Origin of the sequence: Epilithonimonas hungarica (genome assembly GCF_900102265.1) — a bacterium.
Classification (GTDB): Bacteria; Bacteroidota; Bacteroidia; order Flavobacteriales; family Weeksellaceae; genus Epilithonimonas; species Epilithonimonas hungarica.
Window position 1 is genome coordinate 498,832 of the sequence record NZ_FNBH01000003.1, and the last position, 17,428, is coordinate 516,259.

Annotated in this window: 18 protein-coding genes; 7 read left to right on the forward strand and 11 right to left on the reverse strand. The window is 36.4% G+C overall.

The annotated features are described in order from the left end of the window. Positions 1–139 precede the first annotated feature (139 nt). The 6 genes from BLT30_RS14120 to pdeM all read left to right on the forward strand — a co-directional run bounded on the left by BLT30_RS14120 (position 140) and on the right by pdeM (position 7,597). The gene (locus tag BLT30_RS14120; protein WP_089874173.1) at positions 140–1,003 is read left to right on the forward strand and encodes an SDR family oxidoreductase; all 864 of its coding nucleotides are present in this window, start codon (positions 140–142) and stop codon (positions 1,001–1,003) included. 34 nt (positions 1,004–1,037) lie between these two features. Next, the gene (locus BLT30_RS14125) at positions 1,038–1,544 is read left to right on the forward strand and encodes a pyridoxamine 5'-phosphate oxidase family protein (RefSeq protein WP_089874174.1); all 507 of its coding nucleotides are present in this window, start codon (positions 1,038–1,040) and stop codon (positions 1,542–1,544) included. 146 nt (positions 1,545–1,690) lie between these two features. Next, entirely contained in the window at positions 1,691–2,716 is a 1,026-nt protein-coding gene (locus BLT30_RS14130) for a ligase-associated DNA damage response exonuclease (RefSeq protein WP_089874175.1), read from the forward strand. Next, positions 2,713–4,293 (forward strand): ATP-dependent DNA ligase, encoded by a 1,581-nt coding sequence (locus tag BLT30_RS14135; protein ID WP_089874176.1) that lies wholly within the window; start codon positions 2,713–2,715, stop codon positions 4,291–4,293. The genes BLT30_RS14130 and BLT30_RS14135 overlap by 4 nt, the downstream gene beginning before the upstream one ends. 150 nt (positions 4,294–4,443) lie before the next feature. Continuing rightward, positions 4,444–6,849 carry a ligase-associated DNA damage response DEXH box helicase gene (locus BLT30_RS14140; RefSeq protein ID WP_175487205.1) on the forward strand — a complete coding sequence of 802 codons (2,406 nt, stop codon included), beginning with the start codon at positions 4,444–4,446 and terminating at the stop codon, positions 6,847–6,849. A gap of 103 nt (positions 6,850–6,952) precedes the next feature. Continuing rightward, positions 6,953–7,597 carry a ligase-associated DNA damage response endonuclease PdeM gene (pdeM, locus tag BLT30_RS14145; RefSeq protein ID WP_089874178.1) on the forward strand — a complete coding sequence of 215 codons (645 nt, stop codon included), beginning with the start codon at positions 6,953–6,955 and terminating at the stop codon, positions 7,595–7,597. On the opposite strand, the gene BLT30_RS14150 is transcribed toward pdeM, so the two are convergent. Both BLT30_RS14150 and BLT30_RS14155 read right to left on the reverse strand, forming a co-directional pair. Beyond that, positions 7,585–7,854 carry a SemiSWEET transporter gene (locus tag BLT30_RS14150; protein ID WP_089874179.1) on the reverse strand — a complete coding sequence of 90 codons (270 nt, stop codon included), beginning with the start codon at positions 7,852–7,854 and terminating at the stop codon, positions 7,585–7,587. The genes pdeM and BLT30_RS14150 overlap by 13 nt on opposite strands. A 97-nt stretch (positions 7,855–7,951) precedes the next feature. Beyond that, on the reverse strand, positions 7,952–8,314 hold the full coding sequence (locus tag BLT30_RS14155; RefSeq protein WP_089874180.1) for a response regulator: 363 nt from the start codon (positions 8,312–8,314) through the stop codon (positions 7,952–7,954). A gap of 177 nt (positions 8,315–8,491) precedes the next feature. Between BLT30_RS14155 and BLT30_RS14160 the strand changes: the two genes are divergently transcribed. Further along, positions 8,492–9,088 carry a Crp/Fnr family transcriptional regulator gene (locus tag BLT30_RS14160; protein ID WP_089874181.1) on the forward strand — a complete coding sequence of 199 codons (597 nt, stop codon included), beginning with the start codon at positions 8,492–8,494 and terminating at the stop codon, positions 9,086–9,088. A gap of 3 nt (positions 9,089–9,091) precedes the next feature. Here BLT30_RS14160 and BLT30_RS14165 read toward each other — a convergent pair whose 3' ends face one another. The 9 genes from BLT30_RS14165 to galK form a co-directional block, all read right to left on the reverse strand. Next, entirely contained in the window at positions 9,092–9,688 is a 597-nt protein-coding gene (locus tag BLT30_RS14165; RefSeq protein ID WP_089874182.1) for a Crp/Fnr family transcriptional regulator, read from the reverse strand. Positions 9,689–10,098: 410 nt separating this feature from the next. After that, positions 10,099–10,581: a DUF6691 family protein gene (locus tag BLT30_RS14170; RefSeq protein ID WP_089874183.1), complete on the reverse strand. Its 483-nt coding sequence runs from the start codon at positions 10,579–10,581 to the stop codon at positions 10,099–10,101. A 12-nt stretch (positions 10,582–10,593) separates the two neighbouring features. Continuing rightward, on the reverse strand, positions 10,594–11,157 hold the full coding sequence (locus BLT30_RS14175; RefSeq protein WP_089874184.1) for a YeeE/YedE family protein: 564 nt from the start codon (positions 11,155–11,157) through the stop codon (positions 10,594–10,596). A gap of 21 nt (positions 11,158–11,178) precedes the next feature. After that, the gene (locus BLT30_RS14180; RefSeq protein WP_089874185.1) at positions 11,179–12,591 is read right to left on the reverse strand and encodes an MBL fold metallo-hydrolase; all 1,413 of its coding nucleotides are present in this window, start codon (positions 12,589–12,591) and stop codon (positions 11,179–11,181) included. Between the two features lie 85 nt (positions 12,592–12,676). Beyond that, complete coding sequence (locus tag BLT30_RS14185) at positions 12,677–13,471, reverse strand: sulfite exporter TauE/SafE family protein (RefSeq protein ID WP_089874186.1); 795 nt, start codon at positions 13,469–13,471, stop codon at positions 12,677–12,679. 71 nt (positions 13,472–13,542) lie between these two features. Next, positions 13,543–14,175, reverse strand: a complete 633-nt coding sequence (locus BLT30_RS14190) for a Crp/Fnr family transcriptional regulator (RefSeq protein ID WP_089874187.1) — start codon at positions 14,173–14,175, stop codon at positions 13,543–13,545. A gap of 8 nt (positions 14,176–14,183) precedes the next feature. Further along, positions 14,184–14,981 carry a Cof-type HAD-IIB family hydrolase gene (locus BLT30_RS14195; RefSeq protein ID WP_089874188.1) on the reverse strand — a complete coding sequence of 266 codons (798 nt, stop codon included), beginning with the start codon at positions 14,979–14,981 and terminating at the stop codon, positions 14,184–14,186. Between the two features lie 73 nt (positions 14,982–15,054). Then, the gene (locus BLT30_RS14200) at positions 15,055–16,104 is read right to left on the reverse strand and encodes a UDP-glucose--hexose-1-phosphate uridylyltransferase (protein WP_245707185.1); all 1,050 of its coding nucleotides are present in this window, start codon (positions 16,102–16,104) and stop codon (positions 15,055–15,057) included. After that, entirely contained in the window at positions 16,088–17,275 is a 1,188-nt protein-coding gene (gene galK, locus BLT30_RS14205) for a galactokinase (RefSeq protein WP_089874190.1), read from the reverse strand. The genes BLT30_RS14200 and galK overlap by 17 nt, the downstream gene beginning before the upstream one ends. Positions 17,276–17,428 lie beyond the last annotated feature (153 nt).

Genomic DNA, 17,428 nt, shown 5'->3' on the forward strand with positions numbered 1-17,428 from the left:
TTCAATTCGAAGGCATTTTCAAATAATTTCCTGTTTGAATAGAAATTTAAAAGATGATCAAAAAAATTCTGGATCTATTGGATTTACAACTCATTTTTTACTTAGCACATTATTTGTAACTATTTCGAAAAATAAAAAAATGGGAAAAGAAGCTAAAAAGAAAATAAGACCCCAGCAAAAACAGAAACGACCGGGACTGGAAAAGAATATGAGTCCAATTCCTGAGACTGACCCGATCAAATATCCGAAAGAAGGGAAATTAAAAAATAAAGTTGCATTGATCACAGGTGGCGACAGCGGAATTGGAAAGGCAACAGCTTTACTATTTGCGAAAGAAGGCGCAGATATCGTAATCGCTTATCTAAGCGAAACAAAAGATGCCAGACAAACTCAAAAAGAAGTGGAAGCCTTTTCAAGAAAATGTACTTTGATAAAAGGTGACCTCGGAAAAGAAAATCACTGTAAAAAAGTTATTCAGGGTACAATAAAAGCCCATGGGAAAATCGATATTATTGTGAATAATGCTGGTCTGCATTGGGAAGCGAAATCGATTGAAGAAATCTCTACAGACCAATTAATAAGAACATTTCAGAATAACGTTTTCTCCTATTTTTGGATCACAAAATATGCTATGCCTTATCTCAAAAAAGGCGCAAGCATCATCAATACATCTTCTGTCACAGCTTACAGAGGAAGCCCGCAACTTATTGATTATTCTGCAACCAAAGGTGCCATTATTTCTTTTACGAGAAGCCTGTCTGCAAATCTTGTCGATAAAGGAATCAGAGTGAATGCAGTTGCGCCAGGTCCGGTTTGGACACCATTGATCGCTTCATCATTCAAACCGAAAAAAAATTCGGAATTTGGAAGTGATTCACCAATGAAACGTGCCGGAATGCCGAATGAAATCGCACCAAGTTTTCTTTTCCTCGCCAGCGAAGATTCCCGCTTCATCAGCGGACAGGTTCTTCATCCGAATGGCGGGGAAATTGTAAATGGATAAATCAACATTAAACAAACATCAAAAATAAAATATTATGTCAACACAAGATCTCACACACCTGGAAGCCATCAAGAAAATTAAAGAATTGTCGGAAAAAGCTAAAATCTGTATGTTCTGTACAGAACTCGACAGATTACCAGTAAACTCCCGACCAATGGGCTTGCAGGAAACTGATGACAGCGGTAACCTATGGTTCATCAGCAGTGCGACCAGCAACAAGAATTTTGAAATCAAGGAAGACAGACGTGTTCAGCTTTTCTTTATGAACAACAGTGACTCAGAATATCTTTCGGTTTACGGCGAAGCTTCCATCTACAAAGACAAATCCACGATTGAAGACAAATGGTCGCCAATGGCAAACGCTTGGTTCGACGGAAAAGATGACCCCAATGTTTCCATCATCCGAGTGGAACCGAAGGAAACTTATTATTGGGATACGAAAGCTGGAAAACTAGTAAGTCTTTTAAGTTTTGCCGCCGCTGCAATTACTGGTACCGAAACAGATAATTCTGACGGTGTTGAAGGAACTGCAACGATTTAAATTAAAATTAATTTTATAAATCTCCAGTAAAATTTTGCTGGAGTTTTTTTTGAGGTTAAATTTAATTTATAAAATATTCAAGAGTCTTGAAAAGAAATAATTTGGTCAGTTTTTTGAATATTCAGAAATAACCAATTATTATTCTCTTGAAACTCATCACATTTACAAACAAAGGCATTTATTGTCCGCAAGGAAAATTTTATATTGACCCGTGGCGACCTGTCGATTTGGCGGTCATCACGCACGGTCACGCTGACCACGCCCGTTGGGGAATGAAAAAATATCTTTGTCATCATTTCACAAAACCGATTTTACACAAAAGAATCAGTGAAGATATCGAATGTCAAAGTGTGGAATATGGTGAAGTTCTAAATATCAATGGTGTAAAAGTTTCGCTTCATCCGGCTGGTCACATCATCGGTTCGGCTCAGATTCGGTTGGAATATAAAGGTTATGTAAGTGTGATTTCAGGAGATTATAAAGTTCAGGATGATGGTTTGAGTATGCCTTTCGAATTGGTAAAATGCAACGAATTTGTTACAGAAAGCACTTTCGGGCTTCCGATTTACAATTGGTTGGAAGTGGATGATTTGAACAAAAAGATGCAAAGTTGGGTTTTGAGAAATAAAGAAAATCAGAAAACATCAGTGTTCGTCGGTTATTCTTTAGGCAAAGCTCAGCGAATTATGAAAGCTGTTGAAGGTTTGGGGAAAATCCACGTTCACTACTCTATCGGAAAGCTTAATGAAGCTTTTGAAACCGTCGGAATCAATTTACCTGACTACGAAATCCCCGATTTCAGAGAATCTGTAAAACATCTTCAGAACGAAATTGTCATTGTTCCTCCTGCTTTGTTGGACAGCAATGTTATCAAAAAAATTCCGAATCCGGCAACTGCGATTTGCTCCGGCTGGATGCAGGTTCGTGGTGCAAGAAGATGGCGAAGTGCAGATGCAGGTTTTGCGATGAGCGACCACGCAGACTGGAAAGGTTTGCTGGAAGCCGTAAAAGCGACGGAAGCAGAAATCGTGCACGTCACTCACGGACAAACTGAAGTTTTTTCAAAATATTTAAACGAAATCGGAATTAAATCTGATGTTGTGGAAACACTTTACGGAGACGATGATGAAGAGGTAACTGAAAAAGAAACCACTGAAAATCCTGAAGTATGAGACATTTTGCAGAACTCATCAACGCTTTGGAAAGCACCAATAAAACGAATGCTAAAATTGATGCAATTATCGATTATCTGGAACGTGCACCTGATGATGATAAGCTGTGGTTCATCGCTTTGTTTACGGGCAAAAGACCGAAGCGGAACGTTAACACAAATTATATGAAAGAATGGGCGTTGGAAATTACACAATTACCGTTTTGGCTATTTCAGGAAAGCTATTCTTCGGTCGGAGATTTGGGCGAAACGTTGTCATTAATTCTTCCGCCACCAACAGAAAAAATCGAGAAATCTTTATCTGAATGGATGAATGAAATCGTCGGTTTAAAAAATAAATCTGATGCGGGAAAGAAAGAATTTGTTCTGAATTCCTGGAACGGTTTGGATTACACGGAACGATTGATTTTCAATAAATTATTGGGCGGAAGTTTCAGAATCGGAGTTTCAGATAAAACTTTGATTAATGCTTTGACAAAATTTTCCGGACAGGAAGCAAGCACGCTGATGCACAGTTTGATGGGAAAATGGCAACCTGAAGAAGTTTCATTTAAAGAATTGATTTCTGCAGAAAATATCAATCCTGACAATTCAAAACCCTACCCTTTTTGTCTGGCTTATGCGCTCGAAAAAGATTTGGAAGAACTCGGAACGCCCGATGAATGGCTGATTGAATACAAATGGGACGGAATTCGTGGGCAAATTATCCGAAGAAATGATGAAGTTTTCATTTGGTCTCGTGGAGAAGAATTGGTTACCGAACAGTTTCCCGAAATCAAAGAAGTTGTCCAGAATATGAAAGGAAATTTTGTAATTGATGGTGAAATTCTTGCCGTGAAAGATGATAAAGTTTTAAATTTTAATGAACTACAAAAACGGTTAAACCGAAAAACTTTAACGAAGAAAATGCTTTCGGAAATTCCGATTCAGGTTTTTGCATATGATTTATTGGAATTGGAAGGAACAGATTTAAGAGAAAAACCAATCTCTGCCAGACGAGCAATGCTGGAAGAATTATTATTAAATGAAAATCCTGAAAATATCAAAATTTCTCAAATTATTGATTTTGAAAACTGGGAAGATTTGAATCAAATCAGAGAAAATTCCAGAGACATCAACAGTGAAGGTCTGATGCTGAAGCAGAAAAACTCACCTTATCATTCCGGTAGAAAAAAAGGCGATTGGTGGAAATGGAAAATCAATCCTTTAACGATTGATGCGGTTTTGATTTATGCTCAAAAAGGAAGCGGAAGACGAAGTGCTTATTACACCGATTATACTTTTGCCGTGAAAAATGAAGATAAATTAGTCACAATTGCAAAAGCCTATTCCGGATTGACCGACAAAGAAATAATGGAAGTCAGCAAGTTTGTGAATAAAAATGCGATAGAGAAATTTGGTCCTGTCCGTACCGTAAAACCAGAGTTGGTTTTCGAAATTGCGTTTGAAGGAATTGGATTCAGTAATCGTCACAAAAGTGGTGTTGCATTGCGTTTCCCAAGAATTTTAAGATGGAGGAAAGATAAAACGGTGGATGAGATTGACAATATTGAAGAGATTAAGAAATTGATACAATAGACGCTTTGACTCCGCTCAGCGTGACAATTCTAATACTGAATGTTTTTAGCGATGTCAGTCTGAGCGGAGTCGAAGACTTTGTAATTTATAAAATATATTTATTTGAACCAATTTGAAAATACCGACGGCTTTAAAATCATTCAAAACTGGATGATGGAAAAATTGATTTCACCTTTCAAATTTCAGATTGATACCTGGCAGAAATTCGGGAATGGCTACAGCGGATTGGTTGTTGCGCCGACTGGTTTTGGGAAAACTTATTCGGTTTTTTTAGCTTTGATTTTAGACTTTCTGAATCATCCCGAAAAATATAAAAGCGGACTGAAAATGATATGGATTACACCACTTCGTTCGCTTTCAAAAGATATCGCCAAAGCAATGCAGGAGGCGACTGACGAGATTGGTCTGGACTGGACAGTCGGCGTAAGAAATGGCGATACAGACCCGAAAGTCCGTCAGCAACAAGTCAAAAATATGCCCGAAATCCTTGTGGCAACTCCCGAAAGTTTACACTTGCTTCTCGGACAAAAAAATCATCAGCGTTTTTTCAAAGATTTGCAATGTATCGTTGTTGATGAATGGCACGAATTGTTGGGTTCAAAACGTGGTGTTTTGGTCGAATTGGGAATTTCCCAGCTTAGAAAATATGTTCCGAAAATGAAGATTTGGGGCGTCTCGGCAACGATTGGAAATCTGGATGAAGCGATGGAAGTTTTGATTCCTTACAACATCAAAAAAACAAAAATCACTGCTAAAGAAAAAAAGAAAATCGATATCCTTTCTGTTTTTCCGGATGAAGTGGAAATTTTGCCTTGGGCAGGACATCTCGGACATAAATTAGCCGATAAAGTTGTCCCAATCATTCTCAATTCAAAATCGACCATTGTTTTTACCAATACGAGAAGCCAGAGCGAAATGTGGTATCAACTTTTGCTTGAAGCTTATCCCGATTTTGCCGGACAAATCGCTATTCATCACAGCTCGATTGATGCGCATCTGAGAATCTGGATTGAAGAAAATCTGAGTAATGGCAAACTAAAAGCGGTTGTTTCCACTTCATCCTTAGATTTAGGAATTGATTTTAAACCTGTTGATACGGTCATTCAAATAGGTTCTGCGAAAGGTGTTGCGAGATTTCTGCAACGTGCCGGACGAAGTGGTCACTCCCCTTTTGAAACTTCGAAAATCTATTGTGTTCCGACCCATTCTTTAGAATTAATCGAGGTTTCTGCCTTGAAGGAAGCTGTTAAACAAAATGTGATTGAACCTCGTGAACCACAGGTTTTGTGCTTCGATGTTTTGGTTCAGTTTCTGATGACTCTGGCGATTGGCGACGGATTTTATCCCGATGAAACTTACGAAAGAATCAAACAGATTTATACATTTCAGGAAATCAGGGATGAAGAATGGAAAGCCATCATCGATTTTCTCACGATTGGCGGAAGTGCGCTGAAAAACTACGAAGAATACCATAAAGTGGTTGTGATGGAAGACGGTTTGCACAAAGTCACTTCACGCAGGATTGCGATGCTTCACCGGATGAATATGGGTGCGATTGTGAGCGATGCGATGCTGAAAGTGAAATTTATTTCCGGCGGTTACATCGGAATGGTCGAGGAATATTTTATTTCGAAATTAAAGAAAGACGAGAAGTTCATCTTGGCAGGCCGTGTTTTGGAAGTTGCGATGGTAAAAGATATGACCGTCTATGTCCGATTATCAAAGGGAAAAGCTTTGGCGCCAAGTTATTTGGGAGGAAGATTACCGTTGAGTTCAAATCTCGGACATTTTCTCAGAGAAAAACTTTCCGGAGCATTAAATCCGAAAGCCTCTGAAAAAGAACTAAAGTTTTTGCATCCGCTTTTGGTAAATCAGGAAGAACGCTCCCACATTCCGAAAGAAGATGAATTTTTGGTAGAATTAATTAAAAATCGGGAAGGTTATCATCTGTTTATGTATCCTTTTGAAGGTCGATTAGTTCATGAAGTAATGGCTGCGCTGATTGCCTACCGAATTTCAAAGCTCGCTCCTATTTCTTTCTCAATGGCGATGAATGATTATGGTTTTGAGTTGTTCAGCGACAAAGAAATTCCGTTGAATGAAGAAAATTTAGACAAAATTTTAACAAGAGAAAATCTGATGACCGATGTGATTTCCAGTATTAATGCTGCGGAAATGGCTCGAAGAAAATTCAGAGATATTGCGGTGATTTCAGGAATGGTTGTACAGAATTTTCCAGGACAGCAACGTTCTAATAAATCGCTTCAAAGTTCGGCAGGATTGATTTTCAAAGTTCTGGAAGATTATGACCCGAATCATTTTCTTGTGAGACAGGCTTACACAGAAGTTTTCAATATGCAATTACAAGAACAAAGATTGGTGGAAGCTTTTAAACGGATTGAAAAATCGAAAATTATCCTGAAGTTTGCGAATGCTTTTACACCTTTGAGTTTCCCGATAAAAGTGGATAGTTTGAGGCAGACTTTGACAAGTGAGAATCTGGATGCGAGAATTCAAAAGTTGATTATGCAGGCGAAGAAAGGGAAAATAATTTAACAGTATTTTGTCATTCCCTAGGAAACCTAACGAAGTGGTTCGACGAGGTCAATCTCAGCGGTTTAGATTCCTAGGGAATGACAAAAATTACGTTTATTTAATTATGAAAATAGTAACTAAAAATATTAATATTCAAAACGAAATTTTCACTTTAACCAATCAACGGGCGTTGTTTTGGAAAAAAGAGAAAGCTTTGATTTTATCGGACCTGCATATCGGAAAAACGGCTCATTTTCGAAAGAACGGAATTGCGTTGGCGAATCAGATCATGAAAAATGATTTGGAACGATTATCTATTCTGATTGAATATTTTCAGCCGGAAAAATTCATTGTTGTCGGTGATTTGCTTCACGCCGGAGATAATTCTGATGTGGATGAATTCTGTAGTTGGAGAAATCAATATAAAGATTTAGAATTTTATTTGATTGAAGGAAATCACGACAAAATTTCAAAAAAACTGGAATTAAAATTATGCTTAAATTACAAATCAAAATTTTTGGAAATTAATGATTTTGTTTTCGTCCACGATGTTGAAAAAGAACAGTTGAAATTTCAGATTACAGGTCATATTCATCCGGGGTTTGTTATTAATTCTGTGGTAAAAAAAATTAAACTGCCTTGTTTTGTTGTATCTGAAAATCAATTATTGCTTCCAGCTTTTAGCGAGTTTACAGGTTTAGACACAAAAAATCTCCCGAAAAGCGGAAGATTCTATGTTTTTACAGATTCTGAGATTTATGAGATCTGACTTTTCTTTTTGAAGATAAAACAACAGATCAATAAAGTCAGATTCACCAAAATAGAAAAACCATTTGATAAGATAATTGGTAATTCATCTTTCAAAATACCATACCAAACCCAAAGAGAGAGCCCAGAAATCAAAACCAATAACATCACTATTGAAATATCTTCTGCATTTTTTTCTTTCAAAACTTTTATGAGTTGAGGCATCATTGCGATAGAGGTAATTCCTCCGGCAATTAATCCAAGTAAGTTTTCATCCATTTAATTAGATTTAAAATAAATATACAGAAAATTTCAGGTAAGATCATTTTCTGCTATGCGTCATGATCAAAATAAAATCTATCTCCAATTTGTAATATCAGGATATCCATTTTTCAACCTTTCTCTCTAATTCACCAAGATCGAAAGGTTTGGATAAATAATCAACGACTGATGACTGTGAAGATATAAAAGCTGCATCGTTTTTTGCAGTAATGAAGATAACAGGGATCCTGTTATGGACAATATGATCCTTCAACAACCTTGTAGCTTCTATTCCTCCAATTACCGGAATATACACATCCATGAGGATAAGGTCCGGTAAGAAAACGTTTACTCTTGAAATAATGTCGTCTGCGGTTTCTGCAATTTCAACTTCATAACCATTATCTTCAAAGATAATAGAAACAACTTCCAATATAGAAGTATCATCATCAAAGATCAAAATTTTCTTTTTACCCATTTCATCTGGCTTGACAAGTTAAAACATTCCCTATAATAGCATCAAAATTACAGATATCTATCACAGACTTTTATGATTTGGGTCATAAATGAGATTCATGAAAAATTATATTGATCTCATTTTCGGCATAGAAATTACTTTGTAAAATCATTAAATAAACTATCGAAATTTTAAACTATGCTAATTCCAGAAGAGCTTCTTATGACTTATGGAGCAACAATTGAAAATTATAAAAGAGGAGATGTTATTTTTAGTGAATTCGAAGTCCCGAAAAATTATTATCAAATCATTTCAGGAAGTATAAAGCTGAACCATTACAATGAAGATGGCAAAGAACTTATATTTGCTATTCTTAATAGTGGTTTGAGTGTATGCGAAATGTTATTATTTATTGACCATACTTTCCCCGTGAATGCAGTTGTTTCCGAAGATGCAAAAGTTTTGAGATTATCAAAACCCAAGTTCCTACAAATGCTGGATGATCACCCAAATATTTCGAGAGACATCAATAAGTTTCTTGCAGAGCGGCTTTATCAAAAATATATAATGCTAGAAAACAATTCTTCTCTATATGCCAATGTCAGAATCAAAGGTGTCTTGGAGTATCACAAAAGCTTTAGTCCAGATAGGACCCAATATTCATTTCAAATGCCTTTGACCAGACAGCAATTAGCTGCTATGACGGGTCTGAGAGTAGAAACAGTCATTAGACATATTAAAAACCTCGAGAAACAAGGGGCTCTAAAAATCGTCAAAGGAAAAATATATTACTAAGGCCTAATAAAAAATCTTACGGTTTTTGATCTTTACAACATTCTCTTTTTCCATCATCTTAAGAGCTCTGATGGTTGTTTCCACGCGTAATCCAGTAAGACTTGCCATCTGCTGTCTAGTAAGGGGGACCTGAAAAGAAAATGCACCTGAATCTTTTTCCGAGCTTTTGAGGTAATCCATTAGAACGCGAAGTTTCATTGCTGGATTTTGCGTACAAAAAATTTCTCCCATTACGTACTTGAAATACATTGAGTCGGATAAGCTATTAATGATTTTAAATTGATTTTCAGGGAATTTATTAAGTATTTGAAAAAATTTAGATTTAGGAAGGCGAAAAACTTTACAAGTTGTGATCGCAATTGCATTTATAGGATACGCTTTATCAAGAAAAAGCAAAGATTCTCCTATGCTTTGGCCTTTTTTCAGTATTGTTTGGATTGTTTCCTTACCATCCTCATTATAATTGTTCAGTTTAACTTCCCCTTCTACAATCTGATAATAATAATTAGCATTGCTTTTTTCAGAAAAAATAATTTCCGACGCATTATATTCTTTTAATTTCCCCCCAAATAATTTGATGATACTTTCCTCAATAACCATATCAATCTGACCTATTCTCTTATACTTTTAAATACTTAAATGATATTTTACTCAAACTAATTGAATGGACTGAAACTTAATAATAGTTTGAATAAATACAGAATAGAGATTGAATATAAGTTTATCATAGTTTATCTTTAATCATCAAAATTAAAGAGAACTTCTATAGAACTTTATGACTTGGGTCATAATTAAGATCATGAAAATTTAAATATACCAGACAACTTACGCTATCTGGCTTTTTTTAAAAATTAATTTGTGACATCAGCGGTAACCTTTCCTAACCTTTAACTATAGAGTTGTTTGTAGTTTACAGCTCTTAAAGATTAGGGTTTAAAATTTAAGATAACCACATATTCTTTAGCATAGATGTTATATCCTAATTTCAGCGCATTTGTGTAATGCATGTTTCAATGAGGCAATTTATCTCTGAAATAACCATAAACCCAGGTTCCTAAAACAGCACTTAGCAAAGTAATAATTACCGCAAAAGCCCCAGTTCCGATCTGTGCGAAAAGCGGTCCGGGACAAGCTCCTGTAATAGCCCAGCCGAAACCGAAGATCAATCCCCCATAAATCTGACCTTTATTAAATGTTTTAGGAGCAATTGAAATTCTTTCTCCATAAATGGTTTTAATATTGAACCTTTTGATGAGCCAGACAGAAATCACGCCTGTTACCACTGCACTTCCTATAACGCCATACATATGAAACGACTGTAAACGGAACATTTCCTGGATTCTGAACCAGCTGATGATCTCTGCTTTTACAAACACAATTCCGAATAAAATCCCAACCAAAAGATATTTCAGATTATCATACCATTTGTGCTGAAGTTGGCTTTCATTGGTACAAATACTGTCCTGATGCCGGGTGTCTTTTCCTTTTGTCATTATTAAAAAAGTTTAGAGTGAAAGAATGATCGGCAAAATTAAATTTGCCATTAAAAAACCGCCGATCATAAAGCAGATCGTTGCCACCAAAGACGGCCATTGCAGATTGGAAAGCCCCATTATAGCGTGCCCACTTGTGCAACCGCCCGCATATCGGGTCCCGAACCCTACGAGAAATCCGCCGACAACCATCAAAATAAAACCTTTTAAAGTCCATAAACTTTCAAAATTCATCAGTTGTGTCGGAACAAGATTGCTGTAATCCGTGATCCCATAGGTTGCCAATTCTGCTTTAAGGTTCGGGTTGACTGTAATTTCTCCAGGAATCATCAGTAAATGGGCAGCAATCATTCCTCCGAAGAAAATCCCTAAAACAAAAAATAAATTCCAAGATTCTTTTTTCCAGTCGTATTTGAAAAAACTCACGTTTGCGGGGATACAAGCCGCACAAATGTGTCGCAATGACGAACTGATCCCGAAAGATTTATTGCCTAAGATCAGCAAAGTTGGAACAGTAAGGCCAATCAGCGGACCTGCAACGTACCATGGCCAGGGTTCTTTTATGATATCTAACATTAATATTTATTTAATTCAAAATTACTTCAAAACTTTACTTTGACATACAAAATCGCTTTTGGGAACATCAGTCTGTGCGATGGCTTTAAATCCACCTTCAATTTCGGTAAAATTTCTGTAACCTCTTGCCAGAAGAATGCTTGCCGTCATCATACTTCGGTAACCGCCTGCACAATGAAGATAAAAATGTTCAGTAGGTTCAATATGATCGATCCATTCATTGATGTAAGCTAAAGGTTTATTGTAGGCGTCATCAACGTGTTCTGCCTGATATTCGCTTTCTTTTCTAACGTCAATGATTTTAACATTTTTACCTTTAATCTCATCTTCAAACTGTTTTGCGGAGATTCGATGAACTTTGTCTGTTTCCTTTCCACTGTTTTTCCAAGCTTCAAAACCACCCTTCAGAAAGCCTAAAACATTATCAAATCCTACTCTGCTCAATCTTGTAACCGTTTCTTTCTCATTATTTTCATCGGTGATCAATAAAATCGGTTGTTTTACATCTATGATCAAAGCACCCACCCAAGGTGCAAAATCGCCGTCTAATCCAATATTAACGGATTGAGGAACAAAACCTTTCGCAAAATTTTCATTATTTCTGACATCCAAAATCAAAGCGCCGGAATGTTCTGCTATTTCCTCAAATTCTTCGGGAGAAAGTGCGTGAAGACCTTTTGACAAAACCTCATCAAAACTATCGTAGCCTTTTTTATTCATCGCTACATTCATCCCAAAATAAGCTGGTGGAGGAAGAAGTCCGTCTGTAACGGCTTTTATAAAGCTTTCTTTATCTTTCTGGTTGAGCGCATAATTGGTTTTCTTTTGATTTCCCAACGTATCAACCGTTTCTTTCTGCATATTTTTTCCGCAGGCAGAACCCGCTCCGTGCGCAGGATAAACGACAATTTCATCGTCCAGAGGCATAATTTTTTGGTATAAACTTTCATAAAGAAGTCCAGCCAGTTCTTCCTGAGTCATATTTGCCGCTTTCTGAGCCAGATCCGGGCGACCGACATCGCCAAGAAATAAAGTATCTCCACTGAAAAGCGCTTTTTCTTTTCCGTTTTCATCAATCAATAAAAAGGAAGAACTTTCCATTGTATGTCCGGGCGTATGTAAAACTTTGATTTTGATTTTTCCAACTTCAAAAATCTGATTGTCTTCGGCTATAATGGCTTCAAATTCAGGTTTTGCCGTTGGTCCGTACACGATTGGTGCATTTGTTTTTTTGCCTAGATCAATGTGACCGCTTACAAAATCTGCGTGAAAATGGGTTTCGAAAATGTATTTGAGTTTTACATTGTCTTTTTCCAGTCTGTCGATGTAAGGTTGAGTTTCTCTTAAAGGGTCAATAATCGCTGCTTCATTTTCAGAAACGATATAATAAGCTCCTTGAGCAAGACATCCTGTATAGATCTGTTCTATTTTCATTTTGATATTTTTTATTTAATTTTAATTTGATACTAATTTCCGGGTTTTTGCCCTACTGTACAGCCACTTTTGTTACACAAGAATTTTAAAAGAAAAGTTCTTTGATAACAATGTAAATTCCCATCACCAGAATAAACCATCCGAACGCTGGTTTAAGCTTTTTGCCATCTATTTTATTTGACAATTGTGAGCCGATGATAATCCCAATGATGGCGATTGCAGAGATTCTTCCTAATAAACTCCACTCTATTTTGATGTGATCGATCGATGAAAAAAATCCGACGAGAGAATTTAAGGAAATGATGACGAGAGAAGTTCCGATGGCCACTTTCATCGGTATTTTCAGAAGATTGACCAAGGCAGGAATGATCATAAAACCGCCTCCCGCTCCCATCAAACCTGTTAAAATCCCAACAACAGAGCCTTCTCCCGCCGCCAAAAGTATATTATTATTTTGTGATGGGACTTTTTCGATTTTTAATTCCGCTTTTTTTTGAATCATTTTATAGGAAGCGATAATCATTAATACTGCAAAAACTAACAGCAGAAAAATGTTTTTGGTTAAAACAAAGTTCCTCATTATAAAAACTTCATCAGGAATTAAAGGGAGGAGAAAATTTCGGGTAAGAAAAATGGAAACGATCGATGGAACACCAAAAATAAATGCCGTTTTGAGATCGACCAATCCTTTTTTAAAGTAAGAAAACGAACCAACCAAACTGCTGATTCCGACGATAAAAAGTGAATATTCTGTTGCCAGAAAAGCATCAATACCAAAAAGATAAACCAAAACAGGAACGGTAAGAATACTTCCGCCACCGCCAATTAATCCTAAAGAAATGCCGATAAAAATCGATGCTATATAACCAAAAATTTCCATTCTTCAACTTTATGAAACAAAAATGGAAATATCTGTGATGCTGTACAGCTACTTTTGTTACACAAGGAAATTTAAATAGAATCTGAAAGGATAATTTTGTTTCTACCCAGTTTTAGTTTCCCGGAGTCTTCCAGCTGTTTCAAAAGTCTGGATACTACTACTCTAGCTGTACCAAGCTCATTGGCAAGCTGCTCATGCGTAATGATTATTGTTTTTGACTGAGATATTTCGGATTTTTTATAGAGTAGGTCCAATAATCTTTCATCTACTTTTTTAAAGGCAATCGCATTAATGATATCCAGCAATTCTTCAAAACGCTTATGATACAATCTGAAGATATAATCCAGCCATTCCGGATACTCCTTAATAAAAAGTGAAACTTTGTCAATGGACAGGAAAAGGATTTCAGAATCTTCTTCTACTTCAGCTTTTACAATGCTTTTCTCATTGTGCATTCCGCCCAAAAACGACATAATGCAACTTTCACCGGCTTTGATGTAATACAATAAAATCTCGCGACCATCTTCTTCCGTTCTAATGACTTTTAATAATCCTTTCATCACAATCGGAATCGAGCGTATAGAAGCATTTTCATCCAGAATAATATCTCCTTCGTGGTATGTTTTCAGGATACCGTTTTGGTAAAGTTTCTCTATTAATTGTGGAGAAGAACTGAATTCCGAAGATAATGGGGCGCTGATCATTATAAAAATTATAGTTTTAAATAATCACTTATAGTTTCCAGCACACCGAATTCGTCATTAGAAAGAGCAGAAAATGAAGCCGCCTCTTTCACAGAAGAATGGGCATTTTCCATAGCATAAGAATACTTTGATTTTTCCAGCATCGTGATATCATTCATATAGTCTCCAAACGCCATCGTTTCCGAGGGTAAAATATTCAGTTTTTTCTGGAGGATCTCTAATGCTTTTCCTTTGCTGATGTTTCGGTTCATAATATCAACCCAATATTTTCCTGAAACCACGACTTCAAGATTTTTATTTTCAAACTGTTTAAGATAAGGATAAAGATTTTCTTCAGAACCTTCGGGATGATAAACTGCAATTTTAAATATATTATCCGCTACTTCGCTTGTTAGGTCATCTATCTTTTGATTTTCCGTATAATACCTGGTAAAATAATTGACAAATTTTTCATCGTCACTTTCATAATAGGCTTTTTTCTTTGCTGATAATACCGCTCTTGCGCCAGGAATTTCACGAATGGTTTCGATGATTTCTTTTATAAATGAATTTTCTAATTTGTCTGCAAAAAGCTCCTCATTTCTATAAATTACATAACCACCGTTTTCAGCAATAAAGCCGATCTCATTTTCTATTTCTTTAAAATACTGCGTAATTCCGGGCATTTGTCTTCCACTCGCAGGAACGAAAAGGATATTTCTTTTTTTTAGTTCTTTATAGATCGAAGGAAAATCTGGACTTACTTCATAATTTGAGTTAAGAAAAGTGCCATCCATATCGGTGACAATCAGTTTAATGTCGTTCATAAATTTAATTTTATAGAAAAATCGTCTGATTTTCTATGATTAATAAGAGCTACGCAAAGATAAAACTATCTTTTTACTTACTTTTATAATGAATTGTCGAAAGATTTTTCAAAATTTCAGCACTTTGTTCAGGTGTAATATCACGTTGCGGTTCTGCCAGCATTTCGTAGCCAACCATAAATTTTTTCACTTCAGCATTACGCAGCAAAGGCGGATAAAAATGCACATGAAAATGCCATTCGGGATGTGGTTTTCCGTCCGTTGGCGACTGGTGAATTCCTGCCGAATATGGAAATGAAATCTCAAAAAGATTATCGTATTTTGTGGTTAAATTTTTAATAATCTCAGCCAATGATAGCTTTTCTGAATCAGAAAACTGTAGAATATTTTCCGCTTTTCTTTTGCTGATAATCATTGTTTCGTAAGGCCAGATTGCCCAAAACGGAACTAATGCTACAAAATCTTCATTTTCAAGAATGATTCTTTCTCCGGCTTCTAATTCTTTTTTGGCATAATCTTCCAGAAGTGAACTTCCGTTTTTCTCGAAATATTTTTTAAGATTTTCCTGCGTTCTCAAAACTGTGGACGGAATCGAAGACTGCGCCCAGATCTGTCCGTGAGGATGAGGGTTGCTGCACCCCATCACGCTTCCTTTATTTTCAAAAATCTGCACGTGGTTGATGTAATCTTCAGAACCTAAATCTTTATATTGCTCTTGCCAGACATCAATCACTTTTTTAATGTCATCAACTTCCATTTCTGGTAAAGTGAGACTGTGATTTTCCGAAAAACAAATGACTCTGTTAATGCCTCTTTCCGGCTTTAATGAAAAAAAATCAGATTGTGCTTCAGAAAATTCAACATCATCTTTCATCAAAGAACCAAAGTCGTTTTCGAAAACAAAAACACCTTTATAATCAGGATTTTTATCACCATTCACACGTATATTTCCTGAACACAAGTAACAATTCGGGTCGTGGGCGGGAAGTTTTTCTTCAGTAACTTTTTCGGTTTGTCCCTGCCAAGGTCGGTTTGTTCGTTGTGGAGACACCAGAATCCATTCATCCAAAAGCGGATTATATCTTCTGTGAGGGTGCTGCTTTTTATTAAATGACGAATTCATTTCTTTTGTATTCATTAATCCCATCCGATATTTTTACACGGTACACTTTCATTTCGATGTTAAAACCTGCTTTGTATTTTGCACTGATGTTTTTAATCACTTCATCCACATTTTCATCTTTAATAAGATTGATGCTGCATCCGCCAAAGCCGCCGCCCATTATTCTTGCGCCTAAAACATCATTTTCCTTTAAGGTTTTTTCCACCATAAAATCAAGTTCTTCACAACTCACTTCAAATTCAGTAGAAAGCCCTGAATGCGTTTCTATTAAAAGCTTTCCTAAATACTCAACATCGCCTTCTGATAAAGCTTTGGCGGCTTTTTCTACTCTTTTTATTTCTTTTAAAAGATACAGACATCTTCTGTACGACGTCTCTCCTATTTCTGCCCTCACTTCATCCAGCATTGAAAAACTGAAATCTCTGAATTTCTCTATTTCTGGAAACTTTTCCCACAAAACTTTTTTTCCGTTATCTACATCATTTCTCCTGTCGTTATAGCCGGAAGTCAGATGTGTGTGTTTTACACAACTGTCGAAAAGCACCAGACTGTATCCTTCGATATTGGCTTCAAAATACTGATGTTCAAGAGAATTGCAGTCTAGCATAATTACTTGATGTTCTTTGCCGAAAACGGATGCGAACTGGTCCATAATTCCGCACTTTACACCAACAAATGTATGTTCGGATTTCTGACCAATAAGTGCCAGTTCTTTTTTGGTTAGATTTAAATCAAAAATCTGGTTGAGAATATAGGCAAACCCACATTCCAAAGCTGCCGAAGAAGACAATCCGGAGCCCATCGGAATCGTACTGCTAAAAGCAATCTGCAAACCGCCTATCTCTTTACCGCTTTCCTGAATCGCATTGAAAACACCCAGCAAATAATTAGCCCAGGTTTGCTCAACCGGAGTCTGCTTTTGATGAATATTAAAACTGAAGGATTCATTAAAATCTTTTGCAAAAAAAGTACAGATTTCTGAGTCTTCCACCTTTTTGATAGCAAAACAAATATGTTTGTCGATGGCGGCAGGAAGTACGAAGCCATCGCTGTAATCAACGTGTTCACCGATAATATTAATTCTTCCCGGTGCCAGAAAAATATTTTCCGGTTCTGATTGGAAGAAAGTCTGGAATGCTTCTGTTGTATGATTGATTAATTTCTCCTTCATAGGTGACTGCAATTTATGGCTTTTTTATTAATATATTTTGGCTAAAGCCAATTTAATTATTCATATTAAAAACGGGCTAAAGCCCGTTTCTATTGATATTCTAGTAATGTTTAAATAGAAAAACGCATAAGGCTTCGACAAGCTCAGCCTGAC

Bases quoted from the DNA above. Each gene is read 5' to 3' on its own strand.
- BLT30_RS14160 (WP_089874181.1), top strand. From the start codon at position 8,492: ATGCTAATTCCAGAAGAGCTTCTTATGACTTATGGAGCAACAATTGAA.
- BLT30_RS14180 (WP_089874185.1), bottom strand. From the start codon at position 12,591: ATGAAAATAGAACAGATCTATACAGGATGTCTTGCTCAAGGAGCTTAT.
- BLT30_RS14155 (WP_089874180.1), bottom strand. From the start codon at position 8,314: ATGGGTAAAAAGAAAATTTTGATCTTTGATGATGATACTTCTATATTG.
- BLT30_RS14190 (WP_089874187.1), bottom strand. From the start codon at position 14,175: ATGATCAGCGCCCCATTATCTTCGGAATTCAGTTCTTCTCCACAATTA.
- BLT30_RS14150 (WP_089874179.1), bottom strand. From the start codon at position 7,854: ATGGATGAAAACTTACTTGGATTAATTGCCGGAGGAATTACCTCTATC.
- BLT30_RS14175 (WP_089874184.1), bottom strand. From the start codon at position 11,157: ATGTTAGATATCATAAAAGAACCCTGGCCATGGTACGTTGCAGGTCCG.
- BLT30_RS14170 (WP_089874183.1), bottom strand. From the start codon at position 10,581: ATGACAAAAGGAAAAGACACCCGGCATCAGGACAGTATTTGTACCAAT.
- galK (WP_089874190.1), bottom strand. From the start codon at position 17,275: ATGAAGGAGAAATTAATCAATCATACAACAGAAGCATTCCAGACTTTC.
- BLT30_RS14135 (WP_089874176.1), top strand. From the start codon at position 2,713: ATGAGACATTTTGCAGAACTCATCAACGCTTTGGAAAGCACCAATAAA.
- BLT30_RS14125 (WP_089874174.1), top strand. From the start codon at position 1,038: ATGTCAACACAAGATCTCACACACCTGGAAGCCATCAAGAAAATTAAA.
- BLT30_RS14165 (WP_089874182.1), bottom strand. From the start codon at position 9,688: ATGGTTATTGAGGAAAGTATCATCAAATTATTTGGGGGGAAATTAAAA.
- BLT30_RS14120 (WP_089874173.1), top strand. From the start codon at position 140: ATGGGAAAAGAAGCTAAAAAGAAAATAAGACCCCAGCAAAAACAGAAA.
- pdeM (WP_089874178.1), top strand. From the start codon at position 6,953: ATGAAAATAGTAACTAAAAATATTAATATTCAAAACGAAATTTTCACT.
- BLT30_RS14195 (WP_089874188.1), bottom strand. From the start codon at position 14,981: ATGAACGACATTAAACTGATTGTCACCGATATGGATGGCACTTTTCTT.
- BLT30_RS14185 (WP_089874186.1), bottom strand. From the start codon at position 13,471: ATGGAAATTTTTGGTTATATAGCATCGATTTTTATCGGCATTTCTTTA.
- BLT30_RS14140 (WP_175487205.1), top strand. From the start codon at position 4,444: ATGATGGAAAAATTGATTTCACCTTTCAAATTTCAGATTGATACCTGG.
- BLT30_RS14200 (WP_245707185.1), bottom strand. From the start codon at position 16,104: ATGAATTCGTCATTTAATAAAAAGCAGCACCCTCACAGAAGATATAAT.